Genomic DNA, 14,744 nt, shown 5'->3' with positions numbered 1-14,744 from the left:
AAAACTCACTGCGGTTAACGATTCCGGTATTCATAAGGCGTACAGCCCATATGTCTCCGGAAGACTTTCCCAAAATAACTGCTGGAAGCAAAGCCACATCTGAGCGCAATATCTGTTATATTGTCTGAGGTATTGCGCAGCAGGCCGCATGCTGTTTGAACTCTGTATTCTCCCAAGTAAACAAACGGGGATGTATGGAGGCCTTCTTGAAAACAGCGCAGTGCCTCACGCTCACTAATGTTCGCCGCATTAGCGATGTCTTTTAATGTAAGATCGTGCATGTAATGCTCCTGTATATACAGGAGCATTTTTTTTAGCCGGTTTTCCCGGAGTGAGGAGGATGCAGGAACCGGATCGGGCGGTATATTACTAATCTCCGCTATGTGCAGCCAGATGTCGGACATGAGATTTCTGGATTTCATATCATATCCAAAGGGCCTGATCTGATTCAATTCGGATAGCTCGAGCAGCTGTTCCAGAATCTTTTTCCGGGCAGGATCAGACTGGGACAACAAAAGGGAAGATGCGGCATTCGCCTGGAGCAGAGGGCTGACATACTTTTTATCGAGATAACTTCCTTCTTCTGCAAGAAAATTTTTACGAAACATAAATACTTTATAAAAGATTTCTGAATCGGGTTCAGAGGAAAGAACCTGGTGCAATACGTTGCTGTTTGTGAAAAGGCCGTTTTTTTCTTCGATCCGCAGACTCACCTGCGGAGTATGATAAGTCACGGCTCCCTTTTGGACATAAATCAACTCCAGTTCCTCGTGCCAGTGCCACGGAGCGATCATGGATTTTCCGCGCTGCGGATAGACATGTCTGATAATAAAAGGGTATTCTGGCCTCATTTCAAATATCTTTTCTTGTTTATTCGAAGCGAACATTAAGTCTTCAGGAAACATCCGGTTTCTCCTTATGGTTTAATCCCGGCAGCCGCTTTACAGTGACGGGTTTAAGAGTGCATCTTTCATTATGGCGATATTTTACCATAAAACAGTCGTTAAGGAAATATATTTTATGCGTTATGTGCGGTAAAATTATAATAGAAGCAGAGCAAAGCCGGACCTGAATGTGAGAGGAGGTACTGATATGCAGAATACAATATTTGAAATGCTGAGGTATATTGAGCAGAACAGCGGAAATGAGTTTTGCGAACAGCTGCCTCAACTGACGGAAGAAGAGGCTGTGAGAATATATGAGGAAGATTTTAAACAGAGAATTTTCCTTCCGAAGAAGGCTTAGAAGAGGTTAATTGTGGAAGAATACAGGGACGATTAAGAGAAAAAGTAAATTTTGGACAGGAATATTTCCAGGGCCTTACAGCGTTTTTTATGAACTACGTGGTGTAAGGCCTTTTTTGCTTTAATTACATACGGCAGAGCACCCATGCATCGGACAATTTCATCAAAAATGTTTGTTATCACAATCTTCCCGAACATTCCTTCTGAAAATGGAGGAATCCCTACAAAAACGAGGTTTCTGAGGCTGGCAATTCAAAAAATCCATTGCTATAATATACCCATAAACAACAGAAATCTGGCGCGCAAAAGATTTCCCAAAAAACTTTCAGGAGGTATTTAATATGAGTTTTGAATTCAGAAAAGAATATATAAAAGACTATGTTGCTCCTTACGGGCAGGAAATCATGCATGGCAAGATTGCTCTGGAAGAACACTACGAGTCCCCTCAGTGGGAAGCCACAGGCGATCCGCAAAATGAGACCGCCAGAAATAAAGAGGATTATTTCGAGGCCGTTAAGGCAAGATTACACTCTGCAGATATCCGCATTGCGGATATGGACCGTAACGGAGTTGAAATGTTTATCATGTCCCTGACACAGCCAGGTATCCAGGAAGTCCTGGATACAAAAGAAGCGGTAAAACGCGCCCATGAGATGAATATCTGGATTTATGAAAATTACATACAGAAATATCCCAAACGTTTTAACGCTTTTGCAGCAGTAGCAATGCAGGATCCCGAAGCTGCCTGCAAAGAGCTGGAATTCTGTGTTAAAGAACTGGGATTCGTGGGGGCACTGATTAACGGCTATACTATGAAGAATGACAAGAATAACGTAGAATATCTGGATGAAAAACAGAATTTTGTTTTCTGGAAGAAACTTGTGGAACTGGATGTTCCGCTCTATCTGCATCCCCGTGATCCGGTACCGAACCAGCAGCGGGCATACCAGGGCTATGAGGGACTGTTAGGCTCAGCATGGGGATTCGGCGCCGAGACGGCCCTCCACGCGATCCGCTTGTTATGCAGCGGTATCTTTGATGAGCTTCCAACGGCAAAACTGATTCTGGGACATCTGGGTGAGGGACTTCCATTCGGGCTTCCGCGTCTCCAGCACCGCCTGAATAATCAGAAAGCCTGCGGCGCCCATAAAAAGCCGTTAACCGAATACATGGAAAAGAACGTTTATATGACAACAAGCGGCCATTTCCACACACGAGCATTTATTGATACCCTGATGGAATGCGACAACACGCATGTTATGTTCTCCTCAGATACTCCGTATGAGAGTCTTGATGAGGCTGCCACCTGGTTTGACAACGTACCGCTCAGCTATGCAGACAGGATTCGGATTGGAAGGACAAATGCCGCTGAACTTCTTAAATTAGATATCTGATCGTTGTGCCGTCCGCCTGTAATCAGTTATCCGGCAGAAAAAGCCGGCTAACTGAGGCAGAGGCTGGATGTGTAAAATTCAAGATAGGAGGGATATCTTGAAGATCTTAAAAACGGTGGAAAAGTTTCCTGGGGGACTCATGGTCGGTCCCCTGCTGATCGCAGCGGTCATACATACATGGGCCCCGGGAATCGTTGAAATCGGGGGACCAACCACGGCGCTTTTCTCATCAGCCGGGACCATGTGTCTTGCCGGGCTGCTGCTCTTTATCATAGGGAGCCAGCTACCCGTCCGGCAGGTCGGAGCGGTTTTAAAGCGCCATGGCACTCTGCTGGTTATAAAGCTGGCGGCTGCGTTTGCCGTGGGCATGCTGCTGATGCACAACTTTGGGGCTAAAGGATTTTTTGGCATATCAACCATGGCCTTTGTATCCGTGCTTTCCAGTAATAATCCCGGAGTATTTCTTGCACTCACGAAAATTTATGGAGATGAAATTGATCATGCGGCCTTCGGACTCTGGAATGTGGCCTGTATGCCCACCATTCCCCTGCTGATTCTGGGAGCAGCCAGCGGTGCAGCCTTTGATTATATGGCGCTCATAGCACTTTTGTACCGTTTCTCCTGGGAATTCTGCTTGGGAATTTAGATGCAGATATCCGAAAACTTATGGCGCCCGGATCCATGATTATGCTTCCATTTTTAGGCTTCTGCTTTGGAATATCTGTAGACCTTGTAACCGCATTCCGGTCGGGCCTGCAGGGGCTGGTTCTGACTCTTATATTTTACATCATAAGCGTAATTCCGTCATTTTTCACAGACCGGTGGATTTTACGCCGTCCGGGGTATGGTTCTATAGCAACCTGCTGCGTAGCAGGGCTTGCAATCGGTGCTCCTGCGCAGATCGCTCAGGCAGTTCCCGAACATGCGCCTTATCTGCAGACGGCAACCGCGCAGATTGCGCTGGTTATGATACTTACTACGGTTATTACACCCTTCTTGACCAGATTTGCCGCCGGCAGATTTGGCACTGCCTCATCCGGTGCAAAATCCCACCGTGCGGTAAAGAACGCACCCTCAATTTCCTAAGCGCGCGTCACTGTTTACGGGTGAGACTGTAAACAGTGACAAACGCACCCCATTTACAAACGGCTTGACTGGATTTATAATATATATAAATCAATCTGCCAAGGAGGGGTATCAATGAAAGAGTGTGGAGACCGCAGAAAAAGACGCAGCCGCCAGTATCTGGTTGAGGCTCTAATTCATCTGATGAACCAGAAAACAATAGATGAGATTACCGTCCATGACCTGGTAGAAGAGGCACAGGTTGCCAGAAGTACATTTTATTCGCAATTTGAAGATAAACAGGATTTTTTAGACACGATAGTGGAGGAGATGTTTTATCAGCTACGGAAAGAAACAAAGCCGGATTCCTATGCCAGGGAGTCCGGCTTAAATTCCCAAAAAAGCTGTAAATACTATGTAAAGCACTTTGAATATATTGCAAAAAACGCAGACTTTTTTAGGGTAATGCTTGGAAGTAACGGTCTTTCTTCCTTCCGCCAGAAGATGGAGGAAAGCGCCCGGATTACCTATACTGAGATCCTGAGCAGGTTCAGCGACGATAGTCTGTCCATTCCTAAAGAATACCTTATCCAGTACATTATTTCAGCCCATATCGGAATCACAGGCAAATGGCTGGAAGACGGTATGAAGTATAGCCCCTCTTATCTTGCAGAGCTGTTGACACATCTTACATTTCAAGGAGTGTTCCATGGACTGGAACTGGATAAGATTATCGAACTTCCTAAATGAGATTAATGGGGCGCAAGCCCCATTTTTCCTTCCCGGAAAATACGCGCATCCATCCATTTTAAGTCCTTGCTGACGGCACATTGGAATTCCATGTGGTCAAGCACATCCTTTTGTAAGTCTATTCCGGGAGCGATTTCAGTAAGTATAATTCCGTCTGCTGTCATCTCAAACACGGCACGCTCCGTGATATAGAGAATCTCCTGCCCTGATCTGCGCGCCCGCCCACTGCTGAAAGTGACCTGCACTAGTTCATTTACAAATTTGTTAATCTCGCCTTCCCTGACTATAACAAGCTTTCCGTCTACTGCCTTTACCTCCAGATTTTTTGCTGTAAAGGTACCGCAGAACACCACTTTTTTCGCGTTCTGGCTGATATCGATAAAGCCGCCGCAGCCCGCAATTCTGGAACCAAATCTACTGACATTAATATTTCCCAGTCTGTCACATTGGGCCAGCCCCAAAAACGCTTCATCCAGCCCGCCGCCGTCATAGAAATCAAACATAGATGCCTGATCCATTATACATTCCGGGGCCGCCGCAGCGCCGAAGTCCATGCCGGATAAGACCATGCCGCCGGTCACCCCGCCCTCAATTGTGAAAGTCACAGTCTCTCCAATCCTTTCTTCATAAGCGACCGCGGCTACAATCTCCGACAGGCCGATGCCCAGGTTCACAATGGTTCCATCCGTCAGCTCCAGGACGCACCGCCGTCCGATCAGTTTGCGGATGTCCATTTTAAGCGGCTTGGATCTCCTGGACAGCGCAGAAGTTTCTGATAAAGCCGGATCAAACTGTGTCCCAAAGGTCTGCATATGGTATTTCCTGTCAGATACCGGAACCACTACATCGACCAATGCGCCGGGAATTCTCACATAACGGGGATCCAGTGTCCCTGCTTTGACTACATTTTCCACTTGGACGATAACCATTCCGCTGCAGTTTTTCACCGCTTCTGCAATTGCAAGAACACCCAGATTAGTACATTCTTTTTCCATAGAAATATTTCCGCGCTCATCTGCAAAGGTTCCCCGGATAAAGGCGTAGTCCAGGGGAAGCTGGTCATAGTTTAAGTATTCGTTTCCGTTAATTTCTATCAGGCTCACCATTTCTTTTGTGGTGACTGTATTCAGTTTTCCTCCGTCCAGCCTTGGATCCACAAAGGTATCAAGACCTACATGGGAAATGGTGGGCCTGCCCGCTGCAATATCCCTGTACATTTGGGATATGACGCCCTGGGGCAGGTTATAGGCCTCCATCTTATTTTCCAGAGCCAGTTTCTGCAATCTGCCCGACAGGTTCCAGTGACCGCCGATGGTTCTGGAGAGCAGCCCTTCTTCCCCTAGATGATTGAGCCCCCGCTCATCGCCGTCTCCCTGACCTGCGGCATAAATCAGAGTCAGATCCCGTGGGCTTCCCGTTTCTCTGTAACGATTCTGCAGTTCCAGAAGCAGCTCTTCCGCAAGGGCAGCGCCTACAAACCCTTCCGTACATAATGTCCGATTAGACTCCACCAGCTTTACAGCCTCTTTTGCAGTCATGATTCTTATACTCATCTCTTATCCCCGCATTCCATTTACCGGTTGAATCTATAAATAACCTGAGGCGTTATCCAGTTCCAGCGTTTTTTGAGCATTAGACTTAATTTTTTCTATGAGCGGCTTCAGCCGTTTCAGGCTTTTTTTGTTATACCAGATGAAAATATCCCGCTCTGTATATCTGCCGGTTACTTTAATACTCTTTCTTTTTGAAAAATAATCCTTGCCTCTTTCGGTTCCGATTCCAAAAGAACTTATAAAAACAGGCCAGGGAAGTTTATCCCTTTCTGCAAAATATGTCATATTGTCCAGTGCAATTTCATTCACAAAGTCACAGCGGTTATCGCGCTTTATCTCATCTATCCAGGCTGCAAATCCCAGCGGATTCACATGTCCTAGCATCGACAGTCCGTTCAGATCCTTTACATTTACCTCGTTTAATCTTACCAGCGGATCATCTTTCAATACGGAAAGAATTAGGTGCTGGTGATAAAGCAGTTCTTTTTCTGAATACTTATGTGCGGCATTTTTTAAGTACCTGTCATCTGCGATTATAATATCTGCAACACCGGACGAAGCAATTCTGACGAGATCCTGGTTGGAGACAAGCAGACAGTTCAGACGGAAACCTTCCATGGTAAAACATTCTTCGGTCAGCAGGTTTCCCGCCACACCGCCTATGCGGTACAGGTTCACCGATTGGGAATCCTCGTGTACACTAAAGTATTCCTCCGCACGCTCAATGGCGTCTGTGACGATCTGGGCATAGTTTAGCAGAACCTTGCCATTCTCTGTTAATCTGAGATTCCGGCCCTCTCGTATGAACAGCGGTCTTGCAACCTCTTCCTCCAGCTTCCTTAAGGATGTGCTTAAGGCTGGCTGTGTGATGTAGAGCACTTCAGCCGCTTTGGTGATGTTGCCGCATTCCGCAATCGTCTTAAAATGGTACAATTGGTTGCTGTTCATTCTATTTCCCCCTCGTCCTTTGTATCTGGTGATTTTGTTCCCTGCGAATTAAATATCGTACATGGTGTGTGTTTCTTAAGAACTTAGAATCGTATACTGCTGCTATTTCTTACGAATTTAGGATAGCATACCAGAACTGTTTTTTCCAGAGTGATCATTGCGGTGCAGATGGGGAACGTTCCCAGATCAGTGTTCAGGGGACGGCCCGGCAGCAGCGGTCAGAATAGGAGATTCCCAGCAATTCCTCATAGACTGGCGCTTTGCGGGCAGAACTGCAGATACGCTGCAGTAAAAAAGGTATAAATTTTAGTTATGCTTCCATAAAATTTATGAACTATTGATTTTGGTTATGAAACGATAAAATATGTAAAGTGTTCATTTGTCTGTGTGGATGATACTATTTAATCAACAAACAAATTCAATTTTAAAGGAGGACAAATTTTATGCAGCCAATTAAAAGTTTCCGGGAATATGTGGAAAAGCTGAGGGAGTGTGGGGAAATTGTTACAGTAGAGCAGGAAGTGGACTGGAATATGGAAATGAGCGCTATTACCAGATATGCCTATGACCTGCCGTCACCGGCTCCTCTTTTTAAGAATATTAAGGAATGCACACCAGGATTTGAGGTACTGGGAGCGCCGGTGGGGTTGAGCCCTGATAAGGAACATCCATTTAAACGTGTGGCACTTTCTCTTGGATTGCCTGCTGATACTTCTGGCCCTGCACTTGTTGAAAAATGGTCACAACTTCCGGATGTAGAGCCCATTGCCCCGCGTCTTGTTGAAACAGGCGCATGTAAGCAAAACAAGCTGTTTGGCGAAGAGATTGACCTGACAAAGCTTCCGGTGCCTCACATTCATTATGGAGACGGAGGGCGTTACATCAATACTTATGGAATTTTCATTGCTCAGACACCAGATGGCTCATGGGTTAACTGGGCTATATCACGTGCAATGCTTGACGGACCGCAGACCATTGCCGGTGTGGTAATTCCGACACAGGATTTTGGTAAGATTTATGCCGAGTGGAAAAAGATTGGCAAGGAAATGCCATATGCACTTTGTCTGGGCGTAGATCCTGCCATTGCTATGATCGCAGGATATCCGCTTCCTTCCGGAGTGAATGAGGGTGAAATGATCGGCGGCTGGTATGGTGAAGCTGTTGATGTGGTCAAGTGTGAGACAAATGATTTACTTGTACCTGCTTCTTCTGAGATTATAATTGAAGGCTTTGCATCTCTGGATGAGATGGTTCCGGAAGGCCCGATGGGTGAGTATGGCGGATATGTATGGTCAGGCCGCAGCAAGACAGTTCCGTGCTTTAAGGCGTCCGCTATGACATACCGGGATAATCCGATTATGCCGCTGTGTGTGGCAGGCGTTCCTACTGAAGAAAATCACACCAACTGGGGAATCAGTATTGCGGCAAGCATTCAGAATGTACTGCAGAAACAGGGATTCCCGATAAAGGAATGCTTCATTCCTATGGAGACCGCAACCCACTGGTTCGTTGTTTCCGTAGACAGAAACCGACAGACAGAAGACGATGAGCAGCTGGCTCTGGAGATCGGAAAGGCTGTATTTGCATCAAAAGGTGGGTCCTATATGCCAAAGGTCGTGGTTGTGGATGACGACATTGATCCAAGTGATCTGAAACAGCTTGTATGGGCAATAGCTACCAGACATCATCCGGACAGAAGGATTGTGATACCGGATCAGTACATCTTCCCGCTTGTTGCATATTTAAGTGCGGATGAGAAGAGCAAATCCGTTTCTACCCGGGTTATTTATAACTGCCTGACACCTTTCCACAAGTGGCCGAAAGAGCAGCAGCCTGTAGAAGCATCCTTCAGAGGATATCCAGAGGAACTGCAGAAGCATGTACTTGAGAACTGGAAAAAATATGGATTTTAAGATTATAAAGGGATAAAAATTTTAAGAGACCGCGGGGAATATTGCAGGCTTAGGTTATAAAAGCCTGCCGTATACTCCGCAGAAAAAAGAGGAAAGAAATCAATACTTATTTAGGAGGGTAATCATGAAATTTATAGAAGAAGGGCCTGGACTAAGGGCGGGCCTTAAAGATTTGCCGAAAAGTTTAAATGCGGGCACAATTGGCAGCGGACTGATTGCGTCCATTTTCGGGTGTACAGGACCTGCAATGGTTGTTATCAGCGCAGCAACTACTGTTGGCTTCTCTGCCAGGGACACGGCAAGCTGGCTGTTTGGCATCTATGTGTTCGGCGGATTGATCGGCTGTTTTTTGTCGCTGTATTATAAAATGCCGATCTGCGGCGCCTATGCAATTTCGGCGGCGACATTGATGGCTACGGCTCTTGCAGGATATACGTTCCCGCAGGCTGCAGGGGCGTTCATTCTGGCTGGTATCATCGTTTTAATATTGGGTCTGACTGGCCTGGTCGGGAAGATTATTAAAATATTGCCGATGGAAATCGTAATGGCGATGGTGGCAGGGTGTATGCTGAAGTTTGGCGTGAATATCGTTACATATACACAGTCAGATACGTTAATATGCGGTCTGGCAGTGCTGGCATTTTTTATTGTACCATGTTTTATTAAGAAGTTTCCGGGTGTACTGGCAGCATTGATTGTCGGTATTGTTACAGTGGTTGTAACTGGCGGATTCAGCGGCTCTATGAATGAAATCACATATATTGCCCCCCACATTGTAAAACCTTCCTTCGAGCCATCTCTGATCCTGTCATGTGCGGTTCCGATTGCAGCTTTGGTAATCGGTGCGGAAGGGGCACAGGCAATGGGCGTTATGGAGGCAAAGGGCTATAAGGTGCCAGCCAACAGTATGACAATTTTAAGTGGTATCGGAGGAATCTGCACAGGTCTGTTTGGTGGACATAATGCCAATATTGCAGGGCCCATGACGGCAATCTGTGCTTCGGAAGAATCCGGTCCAAAGGAGGGCAGATATGCGGCGTCGGTTGTCAATGGCGCAATCTTTATCGTGTTTGGCGTACTTAGTTCTTTTGCCATGGCATTTATCAATCTGATTCCGTTAAGCCTTGTGTATACGGTTGCAGGCCTTGCCATGATTAATGTCCTGATCGGTGCATTCCGGGATGGCTTTAAAAGCGGGCGGTACAAAACCGGCGCCTTCTTTTCCCTGATCATTGGTGTGTCCGGCGTAAGCATTTTAAATATCGGAAGCGCATTCTGGGCGCTGGTGTTCGGCGTGCTTGTTTCATTGATTTGCGACCGTAAAGACTTTAAAAAGGCAGTGGTGGCAGCATGAGAATAACAGTAGGAGTATGCGGGGCCACAGGTGTGGAGATGAGCTGCTACCTGTTAAAGGCGTTGAAAAGTATAGAAGACTGTGAAGTGCACTTAATTTTGAGTGAGGCGGCAAGGATTACCTGGGAACTGGAGAGCAGCATTCCGATAGAAGAGTTAGTGAAAATAGCAGATCATATTCATGATGAGCATAATATGGCGGCCTGTATATCCAGCGGCTCTTTTGTGACTGACGGCATGATTATCATGCCGTGCAGTATGAAGACGCTTGCCGGAATTGCGGCGGGATATGCGGAGAATCTGATTCTCCGCGCAGCTGATGTCTGTATGAAGGAGGGGCGCAAAGTCGTTCTTGTTCCCAGAGAGATGCCATTGGGCAAGATCCATATCAGAAATCTAAAGGAGGCGGCAGACATGGGGTGTGTGATTGTTCCGCCGCTGCTGACATTTTATAACCGGCCTGGGACGATTGCGGATCAGATAAACCATATTGTTGGAAAAGTGCTGATGCAGTTCGGGATCACCTATGACAAATTCGTGCCGTGGATGGGGGCGGGAGAAGAGTGTTAAAAGAAGAATTATTTGACGGCCTTTCTATTATTTGTGAAGCCATACGGATGGGCAAAGATTATACTTTGGCTGTATATGGCGGGGACACACCGCACGCAGGCAGTGTTGTGATGACGGTTGCCAGGCCGAGCCTTACAGGTGAAGGCATCGGGGTTACTACCTCAGTACTTACTGGGGCAGGACATAAAGATGATATCATCGCCCGGCTGTTTTCGGAAGCGTTGGCGAAGGCCCAAAATTGTACGGTAGTATGTTCGTGCGGAATCCATGTGGAAAAGCTTAGGCCAGAGCAGCTCGAGATCGTCCTTGAGAAGTGCGGAGATCTACTGCAGAGGCTGCTCGGGGAGGAAAGCGAATAGATATCTTTAGCTAAGTACCGGGAGAGAAAGGCGGAAGGGTGTGAAAGTAATGCAGGTCACACCCTGTTATAGAGAATCATAAAAAATGGGGAAAAAGCTCCAATCAAATATTTTAATTCTGTATGTTTTCCCGACACTCCCAGACAAATCTCCCGAAAGTGCAGGATTTCATACAAATTTGCAGATTTTAATGTTGGAAATCCTAGAAATCCTCTGCTATAATGTGATCATAAGAACCACGGCATTATTCTTTGTTCGCCTCATGATAAGTTGACTCGAAATACTGAAAGAGCAGATTCAAAGGCTCTGTAATAGGTACATTTTTGGGTCGCACCAGACAGATCTTTGATGTGACAGGCTTCTTAAAGTGTGTAACCCTGATATTGGGAAACATTGAGGTGGATACTAAATTGCCGGGAATAACAGCAACGCCAAAATTTGCATTTACCATGGACAGAATCTGCTCATGATGTTTAAAAATATAAGAGAACTTTGGATACAGTCCTCTTTCGTGGAAAAGATGTTTAATGGTTCTGTGAAGTGAGGAGGATTTGTCAAAGCATATAATTGGATAATCGGCGAGTTCCTCCAGCGTGACATATTCTTTATTCAGTTCTTCCATCTGGTCGGGATATATAATCACCAACGGTTCCTCCATGTATGTAATATATTCATATTTGGACAAATCCAGTGAATCCATGCGGATGATAGCGGCATCGATCTGTCTGAACTGGAGCATATTTACCAGTTCTTCCTGCTCTCTTTCGAGCAGGTTCACATAGCTGTTGGAAGAAGCAATTAACTTTTGAAATAAAACAATATCATCGTTTAGATTATACTCATTGATAATGGGCAGCACACCTAAAACCAATGGGCTTTTGTAGGAATCACCATTCATTTGGTTTAAGTCGGACATCATAGCGGCATAATCTTTGGAAAACTTGTTTGCATAGACTAAAAAACGCTCACCTTCAGCAGTTAAAGTATTTTCTTTCGCTTCTCTGTTAAAAAGAGTATGTCCAAGTTCAAGTTCTAGTGCTTTAATTTGTTTGGATAAAGAAGATTGAGATATGTACAGTTCATCACTTGCCTGTGTAAAGGTTTTGTATTTTACAACCGCTAAAAAATACATTATCTGCGAAAGGGTCATAGACCGTACCTCCGTGATTCATGCGTGATAAGTTTCCTGTGTATACTAAATTATATGATGTGATATTCCTAAATAATACTTAAGCAAATAGAATAAAATCAGACAGTAGAAAGTTCTTCATATATTAAGTATTATATAAAAGTGCCATTATGCATGCAATTCGATTATGGAATAATACTATGTACAAATGAGAATTGCGCCGAATGCATGGAAAAATATATAATAATTAATAGAGCTCTTGCTGTTTATTAAACAAAATGCACAATGAAATGTGGACGGGCCGTTATATATGCGCAGGGTCTTGAACCGTGCCTATTTTTAGATAAACCGGCAGGTTCATACAGGATAGATTATTATAGAATATGTAATAGGCCGGAACTTAAAGTAAAGTCTCCGACCTATTTCTATCAAGCCATATATTTAACTTGGAAGTATGAAACATGCCTGCCTAAGCAGTGAGTGAGGATTGGGCTGTTTTGCCTGTGGATCAGATAGGGCGTGGTATGGAATACTCCTTATAAATCATACGTTACTGTTCACACCCTGTGGGCTTGCACAGTAACGGCACCTACCCTGAGACCATCACATCATCGGCTCCGATGTCGTGCAGCGGGGTGCATGGCACGGTCTGAACAGTAACAATCATTCTATTATGGAATGATTTTTATTATAAATTGAATTGATCTATCAGATAAAATGTACTAAAATAAAATTACCAACAAGGTGACCGAAGTAAGCAGAGTATTATATAATGTTTACTATATAATAAGAAGTTATACTTTGCGAGCGTTGTTACATTTTAACAAGAATATCACACTCGAAAAGGCGTGATGTCCTAATTTTAAACAAATTTCTTCGATATGAAGTGAGCATAATTTACTATTTACTGCATATTGAAAATGTTAGAATATGATCATATTAATATAGACGTCTAAAAAGTATAAAATGGGAGAGGGTGAGGAATCTTATATTTGAAAGATAACTGCATATAGGCTTTAGAAAGGGACGAGAAAAATGAAAGACAATAAGAGCGGGAAGTTAGCAGCTATCTATATTCTTTATATTATAGTGGCCGGAATGATCGGTATCCTATGTGGAACCGGATACAAGGCCATGATTGGGCTGCTTCTGGGATCCGCAGCCGCCTTCGCTAATTACTTCTTATTAAAATTGGCGGTAGGCCGGCTGCTGGGTGTCAGGAATATTTTTGTTGTCCAGATATTTCTTTTCCGTTACCTGCTTTATATCGCAGCCGCGTACGTGTCCATGAGGGCCGGGAGGGCGGCAGTGCTGATGTATGCAGCAGGAATCTTAGGCTTATCGCTGGCTATTTTCATCGTATATGGAATAGGAGGAGTAAAAAAACAATGATAAACGTGGAAGAACTCGGCGCCCGGATTATATTGGGCTTCGGAGAGGGAAAGCTGTTTATCACAGAGAGTACATTGTTTGGACTCGTGATCGCCNCGGCGGTGCTGATGTATGCAGCAGGAATCTTAGGCTTATCGCTGGCTATTTTCATCGTATATGGAATAGGAGGAGTAAAAAAACAATGATAAACGTGGAAGAACTCGGCGCCCGGATTATATTGGGCTTCGGAGAGGGAAAGCTGTTTATCACAGAGAGTACATTGTTTGGACTCGTGATCGCCGTGATACTGGCGGTGCTGGGGATCTGGCTCGGAAGCGGGCTGAAGACGGTGCCGAAAGGGAAACAGATATTGGCGGAATTCATCGTGGGCTGGGTGTATAAGTTTACGGAGAACAACATGGGGAAGGAGAACAAGTCCTATGCGCCCTATGTGGGGAGTATCCTTGGGTTCGTATTCTGTGCGAGCTGCCTTGGGATGTTCGGAATCCGCCCGATTACGGCGGACTTAAATGTGGCGTTTGCACTGTCAGGACTGACGTTCCTGATGATCCTGTGTAACTCCATCCGGGTGCATGGAGTAAAGGGGAAACTCAAAGAAATGTGTGACCCGTATCCGTTCATGTTCCCGCTGAAGATCCTGGAGGAGTGTACATTACCGATCTCCCTGGGGCTCCGGCTTTTCGGAAATATTCTGGGCGGGTATATTGTCATCGAACTGTGGATGCACCTGATGACGTTTTTGAGCAACATGATCACGACGGTGCCATTTCTGCGTGCGGTTACAGTACTGCCGCTGAATGCGATCTTTGATATCGGGGAACCGTTAATCCAAACGTACATATTTACCACGCTGACCGTGATAAACCTCGGTGCAGCAGTCAAAATAATGTCTGTGGGACACAGCGAGTAACAGGCCCGGCTGCAGAGTGCGGCATAGAAGGGCATACAGGGCACCTGCGGAAGAAAAGGGCAGGGAGCAGAGAAAGAAAAAAATAATAGGAATTGATTACAGGAGGAAATAGATATGGGAATGGTTGCACTGGGAATCGGGATGTGTATGGGATTAGCAGCACT

15 protein-coding genes are annotated in these 14,744 nt (G+C 45.3%); 11 read left to right on the top strand and 4 right to left on the bottom strand.

All coding sequences use genetic code 11. From position 1 onward, the window contains the following. Positions 1-14 precede the first annotated feature (14 nt). Positions 15-905, bottom strand: a complete 891-nt coding sequence (locus tag GKG43_RS09135) for an AraC family transcriptional regulator (protein WP_025653607.1) — start codon at positions 903-905, stop codon at positions 15-17. A 187-nt stretch (positions 906-1,092) separates the two neighbouring features. Between GKG43_RS09135 and GKG43_RS09130 the strand changes: the two genes are divergently transcribed. From GKG43_RS09130 to GKG43_RS09110, 5 genes are all read left to right on the top strand, one after another. Beyond that, positions 1,093-1,245: a hypothetical protein gene (locus GKG43_RS09130; protein WP_153920760.1), complete on the top strand. Its 153-nt coding sequence runs from the start codon at positions 1,093-1,095 to the stop codon at positions 1,243-1,245. 340 nt (positions 1,246-1,585) lie between these two features. Continuing rightward, entirely contained in the window at positions 1,586-2,638 is a 1,053-nt protein-coding gene (locus GKG43_RS09125; RefSeq protein ID WP_240285560.1) for an amidohydrolase family protein, read from the top strand. 97 nt (positions 2,639-2,735) lie between these two features. Beyond that, on the top strand, positions 2,736-3,284 hold the full coding sequence (locus GKG43_RS09120; RefSeq protein ID WP_173020093.1) for a 2-keto-3-deoxygluconate permease: 549 nt from the start codon (positions 2,736-2,738) through the stop codon (positions 3,282-3,284). Further along, complete coding sequence (locus tag GKG43_RS09115; RefSeq protein ID WP_129879028.1) at positions 3,260-3,724, top strand: 2-keto-3-deoxygluconate permease; 465 nt, start codon at positions 3,260-3,262, stop codon at positions 3,722-3,724. Before GKG43_RS09120 ends, GKG43_RS09115 begins: the two co-directional genes overlap by 25 nt. 114 nt (positions 3,725-3,838) lie before the next feature. Next, a complete protein-coding gene (locus tag GKG43_RS09110; RefSeq protein ID WP_025653604.1) occupies positions 3,839-4,453 on the top strand; it encodes a TetR/AcrR family transcriptional regulator in 615 nt (204 codons plus the stop codon). Positions 4,454-4,455: 2 nt separating this feature from the next. Here GKG43_RS09110 and GKG43_RS09105 read toward each other — a convergent pair whose 3' ends face one another. Both GKG43_RS09105 and GKG43_RS09100 read right to left on the bottom strand, forming a co-directional pair. Next, the gene (locus GKG43_RS09105; protein ID WP_025653603.1) at positions 4,456-6,006 is read right to left on the bottom strand and encodes a CoA-transferase; all 1,551 of its coding nucleotides are present in this window, start codon (positions 6,004-6,006) and stop codon (positions 4,456-4,458) included. A gap of 33 nt (positions 6,007-6,039) precedes the next feature. Then, the gene (locus GKG43_RS09100) at positions 6,040-6,954 is read right to left on the bottom strand and encodes a LysR family transcriptional regulator (RefSeq protein ID WP_025653602.1); all 915 of its coding nucleotides are present in this window, start codon (positions 6,952-6,954) and stop codon (positions 6,040-6,042) included. Positions 6,955-7,397: 443 nt separating this feature from the next. Between GKG43_RS09100 and GKG43_RS09095 the strand changes: the two genes are divergently transcribed. The 4 genes from GKG43_RS09095 (at position 7,398) to GKG43_RS09080 (ending at position 11,149) form a co-directional block, all read left to right on the top strand. Further along, positions 7,398-8,867, top strand: coding sequence for a UbiD family decarboxylase (locus GKG43_RS09095; RefSeq protein WP_055153995.1), 1,470 nt, complete (start codon positions 7,398-7,400; stop codon positions 8,865-8,867). Between the two features lie 124 nt (positions 8,868-8,991). After that, complete coding sequence (locus GKG43_RS09090) at positions 8,992-10,221, top strand: benzoate/H(+) symporter BenE family transporter (RefSeq protein WP_025653600.1); 1,230 nt, start codon at positions 8,992-8,994, stop codon at positions 10,219-10,221. After that, positions 10,218-10,790: a UbiX family flavin prenyltransferase gene (locus GKG43_RS09085; RefSeq protein WP_117440576.1), complete on the top strand. Its 573-nt coding sequence runs from the start codon at positions 10,218-10,220 to the stop codon at positions 10,788-10,790. Before GKG43_RS09090 ends, GKG43_RS09085 begins: the two co-directional genes overlap by 4 nt. Further along, positions 10,784-11,149 carry a hypothetical protein gene (locus GKG43_RS09080; protein WP_044925896.1) on the top strand — a complete coding sequence of 122 codons (366 nt, stop codon included), beginning with the start codon at positions 10,784-10,786 and terminating at the stop codon, positions 11,147-11,149. Before GKG43_RS09085 ends, GKG43_RS09080 begins: the two co-directional genes overlap by 7 nt. Positions 11,150-11,393: 244 nt before the next feature. Here GKG43_RS09080 and GKG43_RS09075 read toward each other — a convergent pair whose 3' ends face one another. Beyond that, on the bottom strand, positions 11,394-12,299 hold the full coding sequence (locus GKG43_RS09075; RefSeq protein WP_025653598.1) for a LysR family transcriptional regulator: 906 nt from the start codon (positions 12,297-12,299) through the stop codon (positions 11,394-11,396). Between the two features lie 1,014 nt (positions 12,300-13,313). Here GKG43_RS09075 and GKG43_RS09070 point away from each other — a divergent pair. Beyond that, positions 13,314-13,670 carry a hypothetical protein gene (locus tag GKG43_RS09070; RefSeq protein WP_117440578.1) on the top strand — a complete coding sequence of 119 codons (357 nt, stop codon included), beginning with the start codon at positions 13,314-13,316 and terminating at the stop codon, positions 13,668-13,670. 181 nt (positions 13,671-13,851) lie between these two features. Next, on the top strand, positions 13,852-14,580 hold the full coding sequence (locus GKG43_RS09060; RefSeq protein WP_154266202.1) for a FoF1 ATP synthase subunit a: 729 nt from the start codon (positions 13,852-13,854) through the stop codon (positions 14,578-14,580). Positions 14,581-14,744 lie beyond the last annotated feature (164 nt).

The organism is Eubacterium sp. BIOML-A2 (assembly GCF_009680135.1).
Taxonomy (GTDB): Bacteria; Bacillota; Clostridia; order Lachnospirales; family Lachnospiraceae; genus Faecalicatena; species Faecalicatena contortus_B.
This window is presented reverse-complemented; position numbering and strand designations above follow the sequence as displayed.

Bases quoted from the DNA above. Each gene is read 5' to 3' on its own strand.
- GKG43_RS09070 (WP_117440578.1), top strand. From the start codon at position 13,314: ATGAAAGACAATAAGAGCGGGAAGTTAGCAGCTATCTATATTCTTTAT.
- GKG43_RS09095 (WP_055153995.1), top strand. From the start codon at position 7,398: ATGCAGCCAATTAAAAGTTTCCGGGAATATGTGGAAAAGCTGAGGGAG.
- GKG43_RS09110 (WP_025653604.1), top strand. From the start codon at position 3,839: ATGAAAGAGTGTGGAGACCGCAGAAAAAGACGCAGCCGCCAGTATCTG.
- GKG43_RS09125 (WP_240285560.1), top strand. From the start codon at position 1,586: ATGAGTTTTGAATTCAGAAAAGAATATATAAAAGACTATGTTGCTCCT.
- GKG43_RS09060 (WP_154266202.1), top strand. From the start codon at position 13,852: ATGATAAACGTGGAAGAACTCGGCGCCCGGATTATATTGGGCTTCGGA.
- GKG43_RS09075 (WP_025653598.1), bottom strand. From the start codon at position 12,299: ATGACCCTTTCGCAGATAATGTATTTTTTAGCGGTTGTAAAATACAAA.
- GKG43_RS09090 (WP_025653600.1), top strand. From the start codon at position 8,992: ATGAAATTTATAGAAGAAGGGCCTGGACTAAGGGCGGGCCTTAAAGAT.
- GKG43_RS09105 (WP_025653603.1), bottom strand. From the start codon at position 6,006: ATGAGTATAAGAATCATGACTGCAAAAGAGGCTGTAAAGCTGGTGGAG.
- GKG43_RS09085 (WP_117440576.1), top strand. From the start codon at position 10,218: ATGAGAATAACAGTAGGAGTATGCGGGGCCACAGGTGTGGAGATGAGC.
- GKG43_RS09130 (WP_153920760.1), top strand. From the start codon at position 1,093: ATGCAGAATACAATATTTGAAATGCTGAGGTATATTGAGCAGAACAGC.
- GKG43_RS09100 (WP_025653602.1), bottom strand. From the start codon at position 6,954: ATGAACAGCAACCAATTGTACCATTTTAAGACGATTGCGGAATGCGGC.
- GKG43_RS09135 (WP_025653607.1), bottom strand. From the start codon at position 905: ATGTTTCCTGAAGACTTAATGTTCGCTTCGAATAAACAAGAAAAGATA.